We start from the raw sequence: 20,376 nt of genomic DNA, 5'->3' as shown, positions 1-20,376 counted from the left end.
CGCGCGCGTCGACGAACGTGGGCCGCCGACCTTGCTTGAGCTGGCATGAGAAGGACCTGTGACCGACGACGACCTCCCGCCGCCGACCTCGCGGACCGTCCTCGACGCGGAGAGCGACCGCCTCGCGTGGCGGCTCGCCGTCGAGGCCGCCGGCGTCGGTGCGTTCGTCTGGGACCTCGTCACCGGCGACCTCCGCTGGGACGATCGGCTCCTCGAGCTGTTCGGCCTCGACGAGGAGAGCTTCGGCGGGACCATCGAGGCCTTCAACCGCTGCGTGCACCCCGACGACGTCGGCCGCGTCTCGGACGCGCTGCAGCGCGCCATCGCGACGTGCGGTGACTACGACGCGGAGTACCGCGTGGTCCTGCCCGACGGGTCCCTGCGGTGGATCGAGGCGCGCGGCCACGCCTTCGCCGACCAGCCCGACGGCCCACCCGTACGCCTGGTCGGGGCGGCGTACGACACCACCGAGGTGCGCGAGGGCGAGGCCCGCGTGGGCCGCGTGCTCGAGTCGATGTCGTCCGCGTTCTTCCAGCTCGACCGGGAGTGGCGCTTCACCTACGTCAACTCCGAGGCCGAGCGGCTGCTGGGCGCGACGCGCGTCCACCTGATCGGCGCCAGCATCTGGGAGTCGTTCCCCGCGGCCGTGGGCAGCTCCTTCGAGGAGCACTACCGCGGCGCCGTCGCGTCGGGCGAGCCGGTGACCTTCGAGGCCTGGTACCCGCCACCGCTGGACGCCTGGTACGAGGTGCGTGCCTGGCCCTCCCCCGAGGGCCTCGCCGTCTACTTCGTCGACATCACGGCCCGGCGCGACGCCCAGGAGGCGCTGGACCGCTCCGCGCACCGCCTCGCGCTGCTGGCGTCGGTGTCAGAAGCCCTCACCGCGACGCTCGACCCCACCGAGGGCGTCAGCCGGCTGGCCACCCGTCTGGTGCCCGAGCTCGCCGACTGGTGCCTGGTGACCCTCGTCGAGGACCCGCACGCCACCGACTGGCGACGCGGGCTGCGCGACGTCGGCTGGTCGCACCGCGACCCCGCCATGGAGGACGTCCTGCGCGACTACGCCGCCCGACGGCTGCGCGCGATGACCGACAGCTCCTACCTCGCCCAGGCGATCCGGGAGATGACGCCGGTGCTGATGGAGTCCTCTGCGTCCGAGGCCGTGGCGGCGGTGCTCGAGCCCGGCACGGCCCGCGACCTGCTGCGCCGCCTGGCGCCGTTCTCGGCCGCGGTCGTCCCGCTGCGGGCCCGCGGCCGGACGGTCGGCGTGGTCAGCGCCTTCCGCGACATCCACCGCACCCCGTTCACCACCGACGACGTCGCCCTCCTCGAGGACATCGGCGCCCGCGCGGCGCTGGCGCTCGACAACGCCCGCCTCTACGAGTCGCAGCGCGACGTCTCCGAGGCCCTGCAGCGCAGCATGCTCACCGCGCCGCCGCAGCGCCGGGGACTGCAGGTCGCGACCCGTTACACACCCGCCGGCGAGGCCGCCCGCATCGGCGGCGACTGGTACGACGCCTTCCTGCAGGGCGACGCCGCGACCCGGACACCCGACATCGTGGTCGTCGTCGGCGACGTCGTCGGCCACGACGTGGAGGCGGCCGCCGCGATGGGGCAGGTGCGCGGCCTGCTGCGCGGCATCGCCGTGCACAGCGGCGACGCGCCCGCCGCGATCCTGTCCGGCCTCGACACGGTCATGCAGTCGCTGCAGCTCGAGACCACCGCCACCGCGGTCGTGGCCCGCTTCGAGGAGGTCGGCCCGGGAGGCGACGGCTCGGCCCAGGTCCTGCTGCGCTGGTCCCACGCCGGGCACCCGCCGGCGCTGCTCGTCGACCACGACGGGATCGTGACCCGGCTCGCGGACGCAGACGCCAACGACCTGCTGCTCGGCTTCGACCCCGCAGCCGCCCGCCACGAGGGTGCGGTGGCGCTGGAGGCCGGCGCCACCCTCGTGCTCTACACCGACGGGCTCGTCGAGCGCCGTGACCGCGACATCGAGGACGGCATCGAGGCGCTGGAGCGCCTGCTCGCCGAGGTGGCTCCCGAGACGTCCGACCTCGACCACCTCTGTGACCGGCTGCTGAGCGGGATGGCGCGCGAGGAGCAGGAGGACGACGTCGCCCTGCTCGTCGTCCGCTGGGCTCCCGACGGCCCCTGACCCCCCGATCACCCACCCGGGGGGAGGCGAGTGCGGCGAGGCATGCCGGATCCTCGTCGCGGACAGGGAGGTGCGCCGCATGAGCCAGCCCGGGGTCGTGGCTTCCCGACGACAGGTCTGGGCGCAGGGACTGATCGTGCTGAGCCGGGTGGTGGTGACGGTGTCGCTGCTGTTCGCGACGTACTTCCTGATCCCGACGAGGCAGGCCGACGGATTCGAGATCTGGTGGCTGGTCCTGCAGCTGTGCGTCTTCGTCGCCATCGTCGGCGCGCAGGTCCCGGCGATCATCCGGTCCCGGCATCCCGTCCTGCGCGCGATCGAGGCCCTCGCAGTGCTGGTCCCGGTGTACCTGCTGATCTTCGCGCGGATCTACCTGGCGAACTCGGAGAACGACCCGGCGGGCTTCTCCCGCACCCTCGACCACGTCACGGCGCTGTACTTCACGGTCACGGTCTTCGCGACGGTCGGATTCGGGGACATCGTCGCGTCCAGCGAGAGCATGATGTTGTTGGTGACCGCGCAGATGCTCCTCAACCTCGTGGTGCTCGGGTTGGGGATCAGGCTGCTCACCTCGGCGGCGCGACGCGGCATCGCTCGTCGCGGGGGCCAGGCCGACATCGGGGATCGGGACCACCCCGTCGTCTGAACGGCAACGGTGACTGGTCCGGCAATCGCCCACCGCGGGTGAGGGCAGTGGGTCGGAGCCGCCCGTACCGTCGGCCGCGGAACGGCGTGGGCCTGGTCCGTGACCGGAGGGATCTCGATGAGTGACGTGGCCACAAGCAGGACCAGCAGGACCACGGCTGGCGGGGTGCTCGCAGCCACCTGCATCTCCACCCTGGTGGTGAACGCGAACACCTCGGCGGTGAGCATCCTGCTGCCTGCGATCAGCGAGGACACCGGCATGGGTGTCGACACGCTGCAGTGGGCCGTGACCGGCTACTCGCTCGTCGGTGCCGCAGTGATCATCACGTCCGGCTCGCTGGGTGACGTGCTCGGGCGCAAGAAGGTCTTCCAGCTCGGCCTGGCGCTCTTCGTGGTCTCGTGCGTGCTGATCGCGCTGGCCGAGTCCGGCGGGATGGTGATCGCAGGGCGGGTGATCCAGGGTGCGGCCGGAGCCACGATCCTGGCCTGCGGCCTGAGCCTCCTGACGGTCGCGACGTCAGGGGACCAACGGTTGAAGTTCGTGTCCCTGTGGGGCGCCGCCGCCGCGGTCGGCGCGGCCGCAGGTCCCCTGCTCGGCGGCGTCCTCGTGGACGTCACCGGTTGGCAGGGCCTCTTCTGGATCGACGCCGGTGTCGCCGTCGCCTGCATGGCGCTGACCTTCGCGACGGTCCAGGAGTCCCGCGACGAGGCGCGGCCACGCTCGATCGACTACCTCGGCACCGTGCTGATCGCGCTCACGCTCGCACCGCTGATCTACGGCTTCACCAAGAGCGGCGACTGGGGCTGGATCTCCGCCGCGACGCTCGGCTGCTTCGCCGCCTCGGTCGTCGCCGGCTTCCTCTTCATCCGGACCGAGCAGCGCGTCGCGGTGCCGCTGCTCGACCTCGCGCTGCTGCGCAACCGGATCCTGGTCGGCTCGACCCTGGCGATCCTCATCGGCGCCGGCACGATCAACGGGCTGATGTACCTGTTGAGCCTCTACTTCCAGAACCCCGCGGCGCTCGGCTTCAGCCCGCTCGAGGCCGGCATCGCGACCCTGCCGGCGACCGTCGGCCTCGTGGTGGTCGCCCCACTCGTGCCCAGGCTGGCCAACAAGCTGGGCGGCCGTCAGGTGATCGGCGTCGGCTTCATCCTGATGGCGGTCGGCTTCGCGTGGATCGGCTTCACCGACTCGACGTGGGCGTACGCCGCCTTCCTGCTCCCCGTGCTGGCGATCGCCGTCGGCATGGGTCTCTCCAACGGGCCCGCGTCGTCCGCAGCGACCGCGTCGGTGCCGCAGGAGCAGGTCGGCGGGGCCTCGGGGGTCTCCAACATGGCGCGGTACGTCGGCGCGGCGGTCGCGACCGCCCTGTGCGCCACGATCTACGCCACCGTCCAGACCAACCAGCTCGACGACGGCGCCAGCGCGGGCGACGCCCTGGCCTCCGGCCTGGCCGCAGCCTCCTGGCTGATGACGGTGATCAGTGCGCTCGGCATCCTCCTCGCCCTGGTCGCGATCCGCCGGCACAAGGCCACCGAGGGCACCGCTCGGGACGCCGCCGCCGCGGCAGCGGCGCACCTGCACACCATCCCGACCACGGCCTCGGGGAGCGGGTCATGAGCGCGGTGCCCTTCACGCGGGACGACTACGCCGCGCGGATGGCACGGGTCGTGGCCGACGGTGGGGCCGCCGGCGTCGACGGTCTGCTGGTGACGCCCGGCCCGGACCTGGTGTGGCTGACCGGCTACCAACCGACCGCGATCACCGAACGGTTGACGCTGCTCGTCCTCACCACCGACCGCGAGCCGACCCTGCTCGTGCCGACCCTGGAGCGGCCGGACGCCGAGCGCGCCGACGGCACCGCCGCCACCACCGTCGTCGACTGGCTCGACGGCGCCGACCCGTACACCGCGGCGAGCACGCTGCTGCGTCCCGACGGTCGCTACGCGATCTCCGACGGCGCGTGGGCCATGCACCTGCTGGCTCTCCAGACAGGGCTGCCGCACACGACGTACGACTCGATGACGACGCGGCTGCCGATGCTCCGCGCCGTCAAGGACGCCAACGAGCTCGGACGGCTCGAGGCGGCGGGCGCAGCCGCAGACGCGACGTACGAGCAGATCCTGGGCGTGCGGTTCTCGGGGCGGAAGGAGACCGACGTGGCCGCCGACCTCGCCGAGCTGCTGCGCGAGCACGGTCACGAGCAGGTCGACTTCACGGTCGTCGGGTCGGGACCCAACGGCGCCAACCCGCACCACGAGGCCGGCGACCGGACGATCGAGGTCGGCGACTGCGTGGTGCTCGACTTCGGTGGCCTGATGTTCGGCTACGGGTCGGACACCAGCCGCACCGTCTGCGTCGGCGAGCCGTCCGACGACATCCGCGAGGTGCACGAGGTCGTGCGGCTCGCCCAGCAGGCCGGCGTCGACGCCGTCCGGCCCGGCGTCGCGTGCCAGGAGGTCGACCGGGCGGCTCGCGCGGTGATCACGGACGCGGGGTACGGCGAGCAGTTCATCCACCGCACCGGCCACGGCATCGGCACCACGACGCACGAGCCGCCGTACATGATCGAGGGCGAGGAGCAGCCGCTGGTCCCGGGCATGTGCTTCTCGGTGGAGCCCGGCATCTACCTCGCCGGCCGGTTCGGGGTGCGCATCGAGGACATCGTCACGGTCACCGACACCGCTGGGCGGCGCCTCAACAACACGGATCGCGCGCTGCAGATCGTCGGATGACGGGCTCCTCCCGTCGCTGCACCGGTGCTCAGTGCAGGAACAGCTTGCCCAGCACGGCGAGGAGGCCCAGCGAGGCCGCCCCGGCCGACTCGAGCACGAGCCGCCAGCCCCGGATGTCCGCCCGGTGGGCGCCGAGGTAGCCGATCAGGGCGAGGAACGCCACGGAGAACCACAGCGCCCAGTAGGCGGCGCCGCTGGCGGAGAGGCCCAGCAGGTCGAGCGCGAGGTAGACGACGACGGCGGGCACGGCACCGACGAGGATGAACACCTCCTTGGCCGCTGCGTGCGGGGTGCGGCGGTAGAGCGGTCGGCGGTCACCCTCGAAGAGCATCTCCTGGGTCTCGGTGTACACGTGGGCCAGCCAGTACACGAAGACGACGGCAACGACGCTGAGCGCGACCCGCTGGACGTGCGAGAGGTTCGCGCTCACGGCGGCCAGGGAAGCGGCCGTGATCACGGCGCCGTAGAGGATGGAGCCGGGGTCGCGGCGTGCCAAGGAGTCCGCGGCCCTGCGGCGGTGACCGTCACTCACGGTTCGATCCTGACTCACGCGTCGATCCTCTCGTCATGCATGCTGCGGGGCAACGCGCTTCTCGTGGCGCCGGCCGGACCCGGTGGTCCTGGTCCTGCCCTGATCGCCGCGACCGCTGTGTCGTGGAGCCGCTGCGCGTGGTCGACCGAGCGGCCGATCGTCGTCAGTCCCACCACGCCGCCGGACGCCAGGCCGTTGAGCATGTGGAGGACGGCACCGACGCCTCGGCGCCGGTCGAAGGTCAGACCCGCACGATCGACGGCCTCGATGACCTCGCTCTCCGAGCGCCCGCGCCAGGCCGGGTCGGCGAGGTTGTCCGTCGCGGAGTAGCAGCGTCGGGATCCGTCCTCGAGGGTCCAGGTGCCGGCGACGCCGTCGTAGCGGCCGGACGTCAGGTTGTGGAGCAGCGAGAGCGGGTGCGTGGTGCCACTCTTGCGCAGGTTGATCTCGAGACCGTGGAGGCGCCACCGCGAGGACGACGTACGGGTCGCGGCGAAGTCGACGCCGAACCGGCCCATGGCGCCCCGGTCCGCCAGCAGCCGGCCGACGGAGGCGCCGTACGCCGCGAGGTCGCTGCGGTAGTCACGCGTCGCGGGGAACCGGCACCCCGCGTAGGCCTGTCGGTGCGTGCCGTCGTGGAGCTGTTCGTGCGTCGAGATGACGTCCACGCCACCTCCCGGCGTGATGTCGCCCTGCACGCTCGGGCTGGCGAGCTCCTCCCCCGTCAGGAGCTCCTCGACGACGGCTCCGGAGGCGAGGTCGGAGAGGTACTCCGGTCCCAGGGACTCGACGGCCGCACGGAGCAGTGTCGGGCCGGGGACGTCCGCGAACCGGAACACGCGGTTGCCGAGTCCCGTCGCACTGTCGTCCAGCTTGACCACCGCCCCGAGGGCGTCGGGGCGCTCCTGCCGGACGGAGTCGACGGCGGCGACGACGTCGTCGACGCTGCGGACGTCCTCGCGACCCGGAGCGAGCGGCACGCCGGCCTCGCGCATGATCCGGCGGCCGTTGCTCTTGAACCCCAGCGGCCACAGGCTCGCCGGCGTGCCGTTGAGCGGCAGCCCGAGCCGCAGCGCGACCTCCGTCTCCAGGTGGGTCACGTTCCACGGCTCGATGAACGCCAGGCGGCCGCGGGTCATCGACCGGATGGTGGCGAGGAGGTCCGGTCGGTCCAGGAGCTTGGCGGTGACCGAGCGCGGGGTGTCGTCAGGGACCTCCACCACGTGGAACCGCGCGCGTACTCCGTCACGGAGCTCCGGATCGACGAACGAGAGGTAGTACGCGATGGCCCGCGGGGTGGGGCGATCGGCCGTCACGAAGATCATCTCGGCCTGCGGGAGTCGGGCGAGCACCAGCATCGAGAGCAGCTGTCGGTGCTCCAGCGCCGGGATGCGCGGCCCGAAGTGCGCCAGCAGCTTGTGCTCGACGCTGTAGGACGGGAGGACCACGACTGTGTGGGCCACCCTCGAACCGGGTCGGTGCGCGGCCAGGGCCCGGGCCAGGTCGAGCGACGCCGGCGATTCCAGGGATGCCATCTCTCGCCTCACTCGCACGACGGTCGTCCGGCCAGACGCTACGGCCCGGCCCCGGGTCCGACCTCACCTCGCACGGGTGAGCCGCCGACGCCGTCCCGCGCGTGGAATGGAACGGCAGACCTGTGAACCAGAAAGGAAAGACCGCCATGTGTCGATGGCTCGCCTACTCGGGTTCGCCAGTGCTCCTCGCAGACCTGCTCTTCGCCCAGGAGAACTCGCTCGTGGTGCAGAGCAGGCACTCGCGGCTCGGGGTCGAGGCCGTGAACGGCGACGGCTTCGGGGTCGGCTGGTACGGCGCCCAGGAGGAGCCGGGCATCTACCACAGCACCGAGCCCGCGTGGAGCGATCGCAACCTGCGCGAGATCTCGGGCCACGCGTCCGCGGGTCGGGTGTTCGCGCACATCCGGGCGACGACCGGCTCGCCCGTGCAGCAGACCAACTGCCACCCCTTCCGGCACGGTCGCTGGCTCTGGATGCACAACGGGGCGATCGCGGACTTCACCTTGGTCAAGCGCGACCTGACGCTGGAGGTGGAGCCCGCGCTGTTCCCCCACATCGAGGGGTCGACGGACTCGGAGCTCTTCTTCTTCCTCGCCCTCACCTACGGGCTCGAGCAGGACCCGCCCGCCGCGGTGGCCCGGGCGGTCGGCTTCATCGAGGAGACGGGACGTCGGCACGGCGTCGAGCACCCGATCCAGATGACGGTCGCCACCACCGACGGCGAGACCACCTGGGCGTTCCGCTACTCCAGCGAGGGCAAGTCCCGGTCGCTGTTCCACAACACCGACGTCAGCACCCTCCGGCTCCAGCACCCCGACAACCCCACCCTCCAGCGCGTGTCCGACGACGCACGCCTCGTGGTGTCCGAGCCGCTGGGGAGCCTGAAGGGCGCCTGGCGCGAGGTGCCGGAGTCGAGCTGCCTCGTCATCCGGGGCGGGCAGGAGCAGATGCACCCCTTCTCGCCGTCCCCCGCCCCGTCGCCGAGCTCGGCCACAGCGACCTCGTGAGGCGAGCACGATGACGGCCCTGACGGTCTGGCGCTACGACACCCCCTTCGGGGCCGAGGCCGCGGCCGTGCGCCTGAAGCGGCTCGAGGAGCGCAAGGTCCTCACCGTCCACGACGCGATCACGATCGCGTGGATGCCGCAGGCACGGGAGCCGGTGATCGGGCACCTGAAGCACCCGACGGCCGCGAGCGCCGGCAAGGGATCGGTGCTGGGCGGTCTGGTGGGCATGCTCGTGCTGGCGCCGGTGGCCGGGGCCGCGCTCGGAGCCGGCGTCGCGTCCGTCTCGGCGCGACTGCGCAAGTCAGGGATCGACGAGCAGTTCGTCAAGGAGCTGGGCGCACAGCTGACCCCGGGCTCGTCCGCCCTCCTCGTGCTGTCGAGCGACGGGGACCTCGACGAGGTGCGACCCGCGATGGAGCGGGAGCTCAAGAGAGGGGACGTCGTGCTGCTGCACGCCGAGCTGTCGGCGGACGCACCGGCGGCCATCGTCGAGGCGATGGACGAGCTCCGGCGCGACGGTGGCACGGCGGGGACCTGACCCCGGCGTCCGAGCGTCACCCGTGCCGGGTGAGTCCCCCGCACCGAAGTGGTGCGAGCCTGTGCCCGTCAGCATCGGGACGAGGAGGAGCACCATGACGAGTGACGCCACCCGGTCGCACCGCCAGGAGGCGGACGATGCACCAGCCTCGCCCCTGTGGACCGGCATGCTGGGCTTCGCGTCCATCATGCTGCTGCTGCTGGGCGGCTTCCACGTCCTGGGCGGGTTCATCGCCCTCCTGGAGAACCGGGTGTACGACGTCGACGCGTCGGAGCTGCTCCTGTTCCGGAGCTACGCCGGATGGGGCATCGCCCACATGGCGATCGGCACGGCGGCGTTCCTCACCGGGGTCGCCCTGTTCTACCGCAGGCCCTGGAGCCGGATCGCGACCATCGTGATCGCGTCCGTCAGCGCCGTGACGAACCTGGCGTTCCTCTCGGCTGCCCCCGTCTGGTACGGGCTCCAGATCCTCCTCGACGTCCTCGTCATCTACGCCGTCACCGTCCACTTCGACGACGAGCGCGACTAGGGCTCCGGACACTGCGACTGTTCTCCGAGCCAGAGGGCCGGGGACGGTCAGCGGGGGTCCAGGTTGCCGAAGAAGTGGTCGTGCTCGGCGCGCACGGAGTCGTCCAGGCTGTCGACCTCGTAGGCCGGGGCGTCAGCGAGCTGGACCCCGGTGAGAGCGATCCGGACGGTGCGACCGTCGTGATTCATCGACGTGACCGCGCCGGCAGGCACGAGACGCAGGCCGGCGATCCCAGGGGCGGCGTCGACGACCAGGTAGGCCGCGGCAGACGAGCTGGAGGCGCGGACGACGACTCCGAGACGGCCGTCGGGGGCCTCGACCTCGTAGCCGACGAGGTCGCGGTCGAGGGTCCACGTTGACTCGCGGTAGTCCCAGACGGAGTCCCTGTAGTCCCACAACCCGCCGCTCATCGTCGCCACCTCGTTCAGGAGTCGCGGGCCAGCCCCGCGTGCACCTCCAACGTGCGGAGGCTCGCGCCGTTACGCAGGGGGGTGCTGGGTCCAGTACCCATCGGGCCGGCACGTCACGCGGCGGACGGGGCCTCAACCCGCGAGGATGCGGGCCTTCTGCTGCTCGAACTCGAGGTCGCTCAGCACACCGGCCGTCTTCAGCTCACCGAGCTCCTTGAGCTGCGCCAGCTTGTCGTCCATGCCGGTCTGGGCAGGGGGCGGCGGCGGCGGCGCGTACTGCTGCGGCGGCGGCTCCTGGGCGTACTGCTGCTGCTCCTGGGCTGCCCACCTGCCCGCCTGTCGGCGCGAGACCCGGTTGGACACAGCCGTGGCGGTGCCGGCGATGGCGGCGGTGCGTGCGACACCGCGGATGAGACCTGGCATGACGTGTTCCTGTTCTCTCGAGGTCAGACCGAGGAGGCGGCGGCGTCGGCCGCATCGACAGCGGCCAGCATGGCCTGGACGGGGATGCGCCCGCTGGCGACCAGCTGACCGCCCCCCTGGCGCACCGCGCGAGCGAAGGGCGCGGCCCAGACGTTCTCGTAGACGAGGATGCCCGCGGAGCTGCCCGCTTCGAGCGCGGTGCCCGCCTCGTCCAGGTCCTCTTCGTCGAGCAGTCCCGACGAGGCGCCCTCGAAGACCGTCAGGTCAAGCTCCCCGTCGCCGTCGACGTCGCTGATGTCGATCGCGTGGATGGACCCGTCCGGGTCCTTGGTGACGAAGGCGAGGTCCAGGATGCGGATGAGCCCGCGCTCGACGAGGTCGAGCAGGATCGGGAAGCCCTCCCCCGTCATCCTGCTGCCCGGGAACTCGACCACGATGTAGTCGATCGGACCCATCAGGTCGAGGTCGTCACCGGTCTCCTGGTCGAGGTCGTTGGACATGCTCTCCTCCTGCGGCTCGTGGGGACGCGACCCGGTGCGGTCACCCGGCCGGTCGTCCTCTCGGAGCCTAGGGAGCGCGCGCACCGCGCCGCTTCACCCGCAGCGGATGACCCCGGGGGCGGGTCCCCTCAGGGCAGGGTGGCCGACGACCCGATGTCCAGCACGAGCGGCCGGCAGGACGGCGCGTCGTGGGCCAGCGCCTCCACGAACCGCGGACCCGCGAGGTCCATCCAGCCGCGCGGGAACCGCCCGCCGACCGGGACGTGCAGGGTCTGCCAGTGCACCGGCAGCGCGGAGCGGGCAGCCACGAGCCGGCAGGCCGTTGCCGCCTGCTTCGGCCCCATGTGCCCCGGGGAGAGGCGCGGACCCCACCCCCCGACCGGGACGACGGCCACGTCGACCGGGGACCCGGCCAGCTCCGGATGGCTCGCCATCTCCGGGTAGAGGTCGGTGTCACCCGCGAGCCAGACGACTCCCGAGGGACCTCGGACGAGGTGCCCGTTCGCCGCGTTGGGTCGGTGCGGCATCGGTCGGGAGTGGTGCACGGCGGGGACCAGCCGTACCGCCACGTCGCCGGCGTCGCCGACGGGCGCCCACTCCCCCTCGCCGAGCCCACGCCCGGCCAGGCCCTTCTTCACCACCCAGACGGCGTTCTCCGGTGCCGTGAGCACCGGCACCCCGTCGAGCATCTTCAAGGACGCGACCTCGGCGTGGTCGTGGTGGAGGTGGGAGAGCAGGACGGCGTCCGCGCCGGACCAGGCCTCGCCCTCCGGGGTGGCTCCGCCACGGCGCCGCAGGATGCCGTTGTGCCGCCGCAGCAGGGGGTCAGACACGATCCGGACACCGTCCATGTCGACCACCACGGTGGCGTGCCCGAGCCAGGTGACGGTGATGGTCACGGCAGGAACCCAGGACCCGGCGTCACCAGGGCGCCTCCCCCGTGCGCTTGCGTGCGGCACGTGCCAGGACGAGGGACAGGCGCATCGCCGTCCGCGCGTCCCGCAGCGACCGACGTACGGCGGGGGACGTGAGCGTCAGCGCCAGCACGATGAGCAGCCCGGCAGGGGCCGAGACGGCGACGAGACCCGCCGCGCCGACGGTCGCGAGGGCCGTCAACGTGGACACGTCCACCACCACCCGCACCCGCGCGAGGTCGACCTTGCCCAGGCACGCGATGAAGAGCAGCACGGCGATCGCCACGCCGGCGAGCACGACTGCGCTCGGGACGACCCATCCCCACTGCACGACCGCCAGCAGGAGGCCGACGGAGCTGCACCAGTGCAGGCACCGCCACCACGCCCGGTCCCGGCCCCGGTCGATCACTCCTTGCCGGTCCTCGAGCCACAGCTCGTGCGTCGTTCGCGCCATCGTCCACTCCTCTCACTGCAGCGCGGCGGTCAGCCGCATCGTGTTGTCGAGGTACCGCTGCCAGGCCGAGCGCTGCTGCCACTCCTCGAGGGTCAGCTCGCGCGACAGCGCGCGGTAGTCGTCCTCGACCTTGCGGAACCGCGCGACGATGTCCGCGCCGGTGAGCATCATCGACACCTCGTGGTTGAGCGCGAAGGAGCGCAAGTCCATGTTGCTGGAGCCGATGACGGCGACGTCGTCGTCGATGGAGAAGTGCTTGGAGTGGAGCACGGCCGGGGCGGGGTAGAGATGGATACGCACGCCCGCCTCGAGCAGCGCCTGGTAGTAGGAGCACTGGGCGTGGTAGACCATGAACTGGTCGCCCTCCTCGCTCACGAAGAGCTCCACCTCCACGCCTCGTCGAGCCGCCGTCGTCACGGCGTACAGCAGCGGCTCGTCCGGGACGAAGTAGGGACTGGTCAACGAGATGCGGGACTGCGCGGAGTAGATCAGGGCAGTGAAGAGCCGCAGGTTGTTCTCCGTGACGTAGCCCGGACCGCTGGGCAGCACCTGCGCCGTCACCCCGCCCGGGTGGCTCTGCGGCTTCGCGGCGGAGACCTGCTCGGCCAGGCGCTCGTGTGTCTCGGTGAACCAGTCCTTGGCGAACACGGCGCGCAGGGCACTGACCGTGGGCCCGTCGATGCGGGCGACGAGCTCGACCCACTCGCGTCCCGCGGCATGGTTCTTCGGCTTGTTGTAGCCCGGCTCGATGAGGTTCTGAGACCCCATGAAGGCCACCTTGCCGTCGACCACCAGGATCTTGCGGTGGTTGCGCAGGTCGGGGCGCCGGAACTCGCCCTTGAGCAGACGCAGCGGGAGCATCGGCCGCCACTCGATGTCCGTGGCGTCCAGGCGCTTCGCGAAGTCGTCGTAGCCCGGGATGCCCCGTGACCCCAGGTGGTCGACGAGCAGTCGCACCTGGACGCCGCGGGCGGTCGCCTGGACCAGCGCCTCGAAGAAGGGGCCGGTCACCTCGTCCCAGGCCGTGATGTAGAACTCGACCTCGACCGTCGACCGGGCCGCGGCGACCTCGGCGGTCATCGCCGCGATGGAGTCGTGGTAGCCGGGGATCAGGTCGATCTTGTTCCCTCCCTGGAGGGGCAGCGCGCCGAGGTTGTAGTTGAGGGTCGCCATCGACGGGAGGTACGCCGGCTCGGAGAGCGTCGTCGAGGGCAGGACCTCCGTGGCGGCACGGATGGCCGCGTCGGCCTCGCGCTGTCGCGCCAGCCTGCCCCGTCCCAGGCTGGTGCGACCCAGGACCAGGAAGACGAGGAAGCCGGCCAACGGCACGATCAGGATCAGGATCAGCCACGCCATGGCCGACGAGGGTTTCTTGTTGCTCGGCAGCACCCCGAGGGCCAGGAACTTGATCACGTAGTCGAGGACCACGAGGCCGGCTCCCAGGACCACCATGACGTCAGCCATCACCGCGCTCGCCCGCTCCGGTGGTGTCCGATCATCTGCACCCACCTCGCCATCGAGCCCGTCTGAACGACCGATGCGCGGTGTGGCACACCGTCCGCACGGCCTCCGGTCGAGTCTCGGGCGCGACGGGCTCGGGCGTATCACCCTCCACGTGTGAGCCGCTGCCGGGGTGCGCGCCAGCGTCCGTACCCCGGCACCTTGGTTCGCCACCCGCCCGTTCGCCTCACCCACCCCGGATGACGACAGCGGTGTTCGACGCGACCGAGCATGGCGTTGTCAGGACCCGTGCAGACGCGGGTCGAGGAGGCGACGAGGGCGGGCAGGTGATCGCTCGTGCCGGCACGGAAGGTCGCTGTCCTCCTGGGGTGAGCTGATGCGCCTGCTGCCGGAGGAGCGCACGGACGAGGTCAGCGCCCTGTCGCGCCGGGTCGCTGCGTCGTTCCTCGGCCAGTCCGTGCGGCGTTTCGCCCTCATGGAGGGGTTCGACCGCTGCATCGTGCTCTCGTCCCAGGCCCTGACCGCGCTGATCCCGCTCTTCATAGTCGTGGCCAGTGCGGCTCCGGCCGGGCAGGAGGACGTGATCAGTCGGTCCATCATCCGGAGGTTCAACCTCTCGGGCGACTCGGCCGACGCCGTGGAGCAGCTGTTCCTCACCCCCGCCGGGGCGTCCAGCACCGTGTCGGTGTTCAGCGCGCTGCTGCTGATCTACTCCGCGATGGCGTTCAGTCGCCGACTCCAGTCGATGTACCGCGCCGCGTGGGGACGGACCAAGGCCGGCATGCGCAGCACGATGTACGCCGGACTCGGGCTGGTCGCCTTCACCGTGATGGCCGGCCTGTCCTACCTGGTCCGTGAGCTGGCCAGCCGGTTCCCGCTCGAGTGGCTGTGGACGATCCCGCTCCAGGCCGGTGTCGGCCTCGTGCTGTGGACGTGCATCCCCTACCTCCTGCTCGAGCGGCAGGTGCACTGGCGTCGCCTGCTCGCCACCGGGGGCGCCTCCGCTGTGGCCATGACGGTCCTCGCCATCGGCACGCCCATCTACATGCCGGGGATGATGGACCGTGCGACCGCCGACTTCGGCCTGTTCGGGGTCACGATCACGCTGCTCGGCTGGCTGCTCGCGGCAGCAGGCATCGTCATCGCGTGCGCCGTCATGGGGGCCCAGTTCGACTCGTCCGACGCCCGGTGGCTCGTCCAGCTGAAGAACCGGTTCGGACTCACCGACCCGGCGGCCGGCGAACCCGCGGAGGCGGAGCACCACGCGGACAGGGTCGCGGACGGCGGCCTCACGAGCGGCGACCTGCTGGCCATCGTCCACCTGCTCGTGAACTGGTCGATCATGGCCGCCGCGGTGTGGGTCGCCACGGCAGTCGTCCCGGGCATCGCGGTCAACGGCGGGCTCGGGACCTACCTCGCCGTGTCCGTGCTCTTCGGACTGGTCAACGCGATGGTCGGGCCGGTGCTGCAGTGGCTGGCCGGCTCCCAGTCGTGGCTCCGGATGGGCGCCTCCGCGCTCCTCGTCAACGGCGCCCTCTTCGCCGTCACGGCGGGCCTGAGCCCGAACCTGGACGTCGCGGGCCCGGGCAGCGCCCTGCTGGGTGCCGTGGTGGTCGCCGTGACCGGGACCCTGCTGGAGCTGGTGATCCGGCCGTCCGCGCCGAGCAGCAACCCCTGATCGAGGCGCTCACACCGGTGGGACGGGTGCACCGCGTGCGGGCGTCACCCGCCAAGGGTGACGCAATCCCGCACCCCGGGGGCGCACCGTAGAAGCCCCCCGGCAACCCCCCGTCGACGAATCGAGGACTTCATGTCGAGATCGGCCTACGAGATCCGCGCCGTGGGCGACGTGCCCTCCGAGCTGCTGGACGACTTCGAGGGTGCGACCGTCTCGATCGACCCCGGCGGGTTCACGATCCACGTCGTGCTCGGCGACGACGCCGAGCTCCACGGGCTGCTGGCGGCGCTCAGTCGCCAGGGCTTCGCGCTCGTCGACGTGCGCCGCGAGCCGGACGTCTAGCCACGGCCCGAGCTGGGACCGCTCCGGCCCTTGGGGGTCCCGGGACGGTCCCGGGACGGCCCGGGTCCAGACGCCGCGCCGCCGATGGCCCTATCGTCAAGACCAGGTCAAGCGCAGCTCGGGGGAGACGGGCAGGCGGGATGGGAGGCTGACCGATGAGCGCGTTCGGGTCTGAGCCGCCTGTCCGTGGTGTCGTCCTGGTCCCGTCGATGGACCACCTGTCGGACGTGAAGCTCCACCCGCCGTCCCGTCGCGCGAGCTGGGTCGACCGGCCGCGCCTGATGGAGGCCATGGCCAAGGCAGTCCACCGTCCTGTCACCCTCGTGGCTGCTCCGGCCGGTTACGGCAAGACCACCGTGGTGGCGCAAGCGCTGCAGGGCGAGAAGTGTCCCGACGCAGCGTGGGTCTCCCTCGACGCCGGCGACAACGACCCGGTGCGGCTCTGGAGCCACGTGGCCGCGGCCCTCGAACGTGCGGGATGCGTGCTGCCCCTCGTCGAACCCTCGCGGGCGTTCGGCAGACGTCTGCAGGCGCCACCGACCCTGCTGGCGACGATCATGGCAGCGCTGACGGCCATGCCGGACGACCTGGTGCTCGTCCTCGACGACTTCCACTTCGTCCAGCTGACCGCGCGCCACGAGGAGGTCGAGCTCCTCGTGCAGAGCCTGCCGGACAAGGCGCACCTGGTGATCGTCACCCGATCTGACCCCGGCCTCCGTCTGGGCCGGCTGCGCGTGTCCCACGACCTGGCCGAGCTGCGGGCCGAGGACCTGGCCTTCACGACAGAGGAGGCTCACGAGCTGGTCACTCGCGCGGGCGTCGCCCTCTCGGACGACACCCTCGCCGAGCTGGTCGAACGGACCGAGGGCTGGCCTGCGGCCCTCTACCTCGCCGCGCTCTCCCTCGCCGACCGACCGGACCCTGACGACTTCGTGCACCGCTTCAGCGGGAGCAACCGATTCATCGGGGACTACCTGACCGAGGAGGTCCTCAGCCGGCACCCGGAAGGGCTGCGGGACTTCATCCTCGACGTCTCGGTGCTGGACCGGTTCTCGGCCGGTCTGTGCGACCACCTGCTGGGACGGAGCGACAGTGCGACGATCCTCAACGACCTCGAACGCGCCAACCTGTTCCTGGTGCCGCTCGACGGGGATCGCACGTGGTTCCGTTTCCACCAGCTCTTCGCCGCCGTCGCCCGAAGCGAGCTGGAGCTGTCGCACCCCCAGCGCATCGAGGAGCTCCACGCCCGGGCCGCCGAGTGGTTCTCCGTCCACGGTCTCGTTCGGGAGGCGATCACCCACTGGCTCGCCGCAGGCAGGGAAGAGGACGCATCCGAGCTCGTCCAGGCCAACTGGCTGCGGTTCGTGGACGCCGGTCATGCCGCCACCGTCCAGGGGTGGCTCGACGTCCTGGGTCCCGGCGACGGCGCTCCACCGGCGCACGTGACGGCGGCCTGGATGGCGGGCCTGGCCGGTGACGAGCAGGGGATGGCGCGCCACCTGCGCGTCGTCGAGGGCCTGGACGACTACGGTCCGCTGCCGGACGGCTCGCGGTCGATCGAGTCCGCCACGGCCCAGATGCGCGCCATCCTCGGCTACGGCGGCCCCGTCGACATGTTGGCCGCGGCACGCCGCGCCGCCGAGCTGGAGACCGACGGCCGGTCGGTCCAGTTCGGCATCGCCCAAGCGGCGCTCGGGCATGCCCTCTACTTGCAGGACGAGCTCGACGAAGCCGTGCCGCACCTGCGGGCGGCGACCCGGACCGACGGCGCCCCCGGCATGGTCCACATCCTGGCCCTGTCCCTCGAGTGCTTCGTCGAGAGCGAGCGCGGGAACGCCACGCAGGCACGCGAGTGCGCAGAGCTGGCCATGGACGTGCTCGACAGCCGAGGGCTGGGAGCGACTCCCCAGGCCTCGTGGGCGTACGTCGCCCTGGCGCAGGCTCAGGCCAACGCGGGCAAGCACGACGACGCCATGCGCTCCCTGGAGCTCGGTCTCTCGACGCGTCGGCTCAACAACGCGCAGGCGGCGTGGGGGCCCATCCACCACCTCATGGTGAGCGCGCGCATCGCAGCCAGCCTGGGACACGCCGCTCTCGCCCGGGACCTGTTGGCCGAGCTCACCCAGCGCATGAGCCGCTTCACCGACGGGATGACGGCGATGCGCGCGCGGGCGGAAGCGGTCAGGAAGCTCGTCAACGACCTCGACGCAGTGGAGGTGCTCGGCGAGCCCCTCACCGAGCGCGAGATCGACGTCCTCCGCATGATGCAGGGCTCGCTGAGCCTCCACGAGATCTCGGTGGAGCTGTACCTGTCCACCAACACGGTCAAGTCGCATGCCCGCGCGGCGTATCGCAAGCTGGGCGCCCACTCGAGGGCCGACGCGGTGCGGCTCGCGCGCCGGCAGTCACTCATCTAGTCCACCGGGACTCACCCGGGTGAGATCACGCTCCGGGTGTTCCCGGCTCACCCCGATAGGTGGGTAATGGATGGGTGCCCGCTCGTCGTCGATCTGGGAGCCCCGACATGTCACTGCACCCCCCCGCCCGGCAGGCCCCGTCACGCCAGACCCACCCGCCGACCTGTGTCGCCGGCCCCACCGTGCCACGTCCCCGCGCGACCGGCCACGAGCAGGCCCCGCCCACCTGGGGGTGGGCACTGGTGGAGATCCGGGCCGACGGCACCTGGGGGGAACCCCGGGTGATCCCGGCGCCCGGGGCCGCCGAGCAACCGCTCGCGGACGTCCGGCCCACCAGTCAGGCGGCGCCGTCCAGCATCACCGAGCTCAGCGAGCTGCTCAAGACACACCTCGCGGCGGCGCGGGTCGAGGACGCAGGCCGCGACGAGGTCGCCGCGGTGCTCTCCCGGGGAGCGGACGCCGCGACGCCGGAGACGCGCAGCCGGTTCCTGGGCCCGCTGGCCCACGTGGAGGCACTCCAGGGCGACCTGCGACGGGCCGAGCGCCATGTCGAGCAGGCGCAGTCCGGGCCCCCTGACCCCCTCGGCGCCTCTGGCCGCGCTCACGCCCTCCTCGCCGAGGCCTGGGTCGCCCTCGAGCGCGCCGACTTCCACACAGCCCGGCGCCACCTCGACACGCTGGACGACGTCGTGCACGGGCACGACGCCTGGCTGGCGACGAGCCACGTGCTGCTCGACGCGAAGCTGTCGATCGCGGTGGGGGCCCCAGAGGCCGCGACGCGGCTCCTCGCCGCCCGGGACGGAGCGGCCCCGGCCGCTGGGTCGGACTGGCTCAGCGAGCTGGTGACGGTCGTGCGGGCCGAGGCGCTGATCGCGTCTGGCGAGCCACACCGGGCGATGGCGTTGCTCACCCCGGTGCCCCAGCACGCCGTGGTCGAGGCGATGGTCATGGCGGCGCTCGCACGACGGATGATCGGAGACGTCCGCGGAGCACTCGCCGTCCTGAGCCGTGCGGTCACCGACCTCGACCACGCTCCGCTGGCCCTGCAGATCGAGGCGTGGCTGCTCGAGGCACGGATGGCCGAGGAACAGCGGCGACCCGAGCGGGCACGACTGCTGACCGACCGGGCCCTCCGCTCGGCCACCGGCGAGGGGATGCGCCGCGCGGTGATGCGGGACGCGGCCTGGCTGCGCCGGATCGTGGAGCGTGACCCCGCCCTGCTGCGGAAGCACCGGGAGTTCCTAGCGACCTGCCCGGGCGACGACAACGCGATCGGGCGCCCGGCGGTGGTCCTACCGACCCTCGGCCTGGACGCCGACCAGCTCCGTCCCTCGCTGCTCACCGAGCGTGAGAGCCAGGTCCTCGAGCTGCTGGCGCAGATGAACTCGACGGAGGAGATCGCCTCGGCGCTCTTCGTGTCCACCAACACCGTCAAGACCCACCTCAAGGGCATCTTCGGCAAGCTCGGGGTCAACCGCCGCGTGGACGCCGTGCGCCACGGCCGGACCCTCGGCCTCTGCTAGCCCGAGCCCACCAGGGCCGGAGTGCCCACGCGGTGCACCCGGGCCAGACCGGCCCCGCAGTCGGTGCACGCCTGCAGGAACCGGTGGAGCTCGCCCGCGACCAGCGTGAGCCGCACGAGCGTCTGCTTCTGCACGGGGTAGTGCGTGCACTTCAGGTATCGCAGGGAGGTCCCTCCCAGCTCGCCGACGACCCGGACCTCGTAGAGCCCCGCGCCAGCCGGGCTCGTGCTGGTGGCGTGGTGCTGGTCCCGTGGGGCCGCACCGGGATCGGCGTCCTCGACGCTCATCACCCGGTGCACGTCCGTCAGGGTCAGGCCGAGGGTGCCGATCTCGACGAGCAGGGCGCTGAGCTCCTCGGGTCCCTCGACCCGCCGACGGAGGGCGGTCTGCGCCTCGGTGCTGCGCACCGTCATGCCGGGGTAGAGGGCGCGGAGCGCGTCGTCGGGACGCCGGGTCAGCTGGACGTCGTACTCGAACTCTTGCTCCTCGTCGACCATCACGCCACGGTGCTCCGTCGGCGGGTTCCTCGCGTCACCCTCGGTGGGTGAGGCCGTCCCACTGCGCTGTCTCCATG

At 71.9% G+C, this 20,376-nt stretch carries 20 protein-coding genes; 11 read left to right on the top strand and 9 right to left on the bottom strand.

The features are described from left to right. The first annotated feature begins 58 nt into the window (after positions 1-58). The 4 genes from JOD65_RS24025 (at position 59) to JOD65_RS12005 (ending at position 5,539) form a co-directional block, all read left to right on the top strand. Positions 59-2,158 carry a SpoIIE family protein phosphatase gene (locus JOD65_RS24025; RefSeq protein ID WP_191196967.1) on the top strand — a complete coding sequence of 700 codons (2,100 nt, stop codon included), beginning with the start codon at positions 59-61 and terminating at the stop codon, positions 2,156-2,158. 79 nt (positions 2,159-2,237) lie between these two features. After that, positions 2,238-2,804 (top strand): ion channel, encoded by a 567-nt coding sequence (locus JOD65_RS12015; RefSeq protein ID WP_191196966.1) that lies wholly within the window; start codon positions 2,238-2,240, stop codon positions 2,802-2,804. A 117-nt stretch (positions 2,805-2,921) separates the two neighbouring features. Further along, positions 2,922-4,424: an MFS transporter gene (locus JOD65_RS12010; RefSeq protein ID WP_191196965.1), complete on the top strand. Its 1,503-nt coding sequence runs from the start codon at positions 2,922-2,924 to the stop codon at positions 4,422-4,424. After that, a complete protein-coding gene (locus JOD65_RS12005; RefSeq protein WP_191196964.1) occupies positions 4,421-5,539 on the top strand; it encodes an aminopeptidase P family protein in 1,119 nt (372 codons plus the stop codon). The genes JOD65_RS12010 and JOD65_RS12005 overlap by 4 nt, the downstream gene beginning before the upstream one ends. A gap of 28 nt (positions 5,540-5,567) precedes the next feature. Here JOD65_RS12005 and JOD65_RS12000 read toward each other — a convergent pair whose 3' ends face one another. Both JOD65_RS12000 and JOD65_RS11995 read right to left on the bottom strand, forming a co-directional pair. Further along, on the bottom strand, positions 5,568-6,071 hold the full coding sequence (locus JOD65_RS12000) for a hypothetical protein (RefSeq protein WP_191196963.1): 504 nt from the start codon (positions 6,069-6,071) through the stop codon (positions 5,568-5,570). 14 nt (positions 6,072-6,085) lie between these two features. Next, entirely contained in the window at positions 6,086-7,606 is a 1,521-nt protein-coding gene (locus JOD65_RS11995) for a peptide ligase PGM1-related protein (protein WP_191196962.1), read from the bottom strand. 179 nt (positions 7,607-7,785) lie between these two features. Between JOD65_RS11995 and JOD65_RS11990 the strand changes: the two genes are divergently transcribed. The 3 genes from JOD65_RS11990 to JOD65_RS11980 all read left to right on the top strand — a co-directional run bounded on the left by JOD65_RS11990 (position 7,786) and on the right by JOD65_RS11980 (position 9,680). Continuing rightward, positions 7,786-8,613 (top strand): class II glutamine amidotransferase, encoded by an 828-nt coding sequence (locus JOD65_RS11990; RefSeq protein ID WP_204811131.1) that lies wholly within the window; start codon positions 7,786-7,788, stop codon positions 8,611-8,613. Positions 8,614-8,623: 10 nt separating this feature from the next. Further along, complete coding sequence (locus JOD65_RS11985; RefSeq protein WP_191196960.1) at positions 8,624-9,151, top strand: DUF1269 domain-containing protein; 528 nt, start codon at positions 8,624-8,626, stop codon at positions 9,149-9,151. A gap of 94 nt (positions 9,152-9,245) precedes the next feature. Further along, positions 9,246-9,680 carry a DUF7144 family membrane protein gene (locus tag JOD65_RS11980; protein WP_191196959.1) on the top strand — a complete coding sequence of 145 codons (435 nt, stop codon included), beginning with the start codon at positions 9,246-9,248 and terminating at the stop codon, positions 9,678-9,680. 47 nt (positions 9,681-9,727) lie between these two features. Here JOD65_RS11980 and JOD65_RS11975 read toward each other — a convergent pair whose 3' ends face one another. The 6 genes from JOD65_RS11975 to cls form a co-directional block, all read right to left on the bottom strand. Continuing rightward, positions 9,728-10,090, bottom strand: a complete 363-nt coding sequence (locus JOD65_RS11975) for a hypothetical protein (protein WP_191196958.1) — start codon at positions 10,088-10,090, stop codon at positions 9,728-9,730. A gap of 132 nt (positions 10,091-10,222) precedes the next feature. Continuing rightward, positions 10,223-10,513 (bottom strand): SHOCT domain-containing protein, encoded by a 291-nt coding sequence (locus JOD65_RS11970; RefSeq protein ID WP_191196957.1) that lies wholly within the window; start codon positions 10,511-10,513, stop codon positions 10,223-10,225. A gap of 23 nt (positions 10,514-10,536) precedes the next feature. Further along, entirely contained in the window at positions 10,537-11,013 is a 477-nt protein-coding gene (locus JOD65_RS11965; protein ID WP_204811129.1) for a DUF6325 family protein, read from the bottom strand. Between the two features lie 128 nt (positions 11,014-11,141). Next, positions 11,142-11,912 carry an MBL fold metallo-hydrolase gene (locus JOD65_RS11960; RefSeq protein ID WP_191196956.1) on the bottom strand — a complete coding sequence of 257 codons (771 nt, stop codon included), beginning with the start codon at positions 11,910-11,912 and terminating at the stop codon, positions 11,142-11,144. Positions 11,913-11,934: 22 nt separating this feature from the next. Continuing rightward, positions 11,935-12,381, bottom strand: a complete 447-nt coding sequence (locus tag JOD65_RS11955; RefSeq protein ID WP_191196955.1) for a hypothetical protein — start codon at positions 12,379-12,381, stop codon at positions 11,935-11,937. Positions 12,382-12,393: 12 nt separating this feature from the next. Further along, the gene (gene cls / locus JOD65_RS11950; RefSeq protein WP_191196954.1) at positions 12,394-13,845 is read right to left on the bottom strand and encodes a cardiolipin synthase; all 1,452 of its coding nucleotides are present in this window, start codon (positions 13,843-13,845) and stop codon (positions 12,394-12,396) included. Positions 13,846-14,218: 373 nt separating this feature from the next. Between cls and JOD65_RS11945 the strand changes: the two genes are divergently transcribed. The 4 genes from JOD65_RS11945 (at position 14,219) to JOD65_RS11930 (ending at position 19,802) form a co-directional block, all read left to right on the top strand. Beyond that, positions 14,219-15,520 (top strand): YhjD/YihY/BrkB family envelope integrity protein, encoded by a 1,302-nt coding sequence (locus JOD65_RS11945; RefSeq protein WP_191196953.1) that lies wholly within the window; start codon positions 14,219-14,221, stop codon positions 15,518-15,520. Between the two features lie 132 nt (positions 15,521-15,652). Then, positions 15,653-15,862: a DUF8691 family protein gene (locus JOD65_RS11940; RefSeq protein ID WP_191196952.1), complete on the top strand. Its 210-nt coding sequence runs from the start codon at positions 15,653-15,655 to the stop codon at positions 15,860-15,862. A gap of 155 nt (positions 15,863-16,017) precedes the next feature. Next, the gene (locus tag JOD65_RS24190) at positions 16,018-18,279 is read left to right on the top strand and encodes a helix-turn-helix transcriptional regulator (RefSeq protein WP_191196951.1); all 2,262 of its coding nucleotides are present in this window, start codon (positions 16,018-16,020) and stop codon (positions 18,277-18,279) included. Positions 18,280-18,386: 107 nt separating this feature from the next. Continuing rightward, positions 18,387-19,802: a LuxR C-terminal-related transcriptional regulator gene (locus JOD65_RS11930; protein ID WP_191196950.1), complete on the top strand. Its 1,416-nt coding sequence runs from the start codon at positions 18,387-18,389 to the stop codon at positions 19,800-19,802. On the opposite strand, the gene JOD65_RS11925 is transcribed toward JOD65_RS11930, so the two are convergent. Further along, positions 19,799-20,299 (bottom strand): hypothetical protein, encoded by a 501-nt coding sequence (locus JOD65_RS11925; protein WP_191196949.1) that lies wholly within the window; start codon positions 20,297-20,299, stop codon positions 19,799-19,801. The genes JOD65_RS11930 and JOD65_RS11925 overlap by 4 nt on opposite strands. Between the last annotated feature and the right edge of the window lie 77 nt (positions 20,300-20,376).

The sequence above is a fragment of the Nocardioides cavernae genome (assembly GCF_016907475.1).
Classification (GTDB): Bacteria; Actinomycetota; Actinomycetes; order Propionibacteriales; family Nocardioidaceae; genus Nocardioides; species Nocardioides cavernae.
Note: the sequence above shows the minus strand (reverse complement) of the source record. Positions and strands in the feature narration are given on the sequence as shown.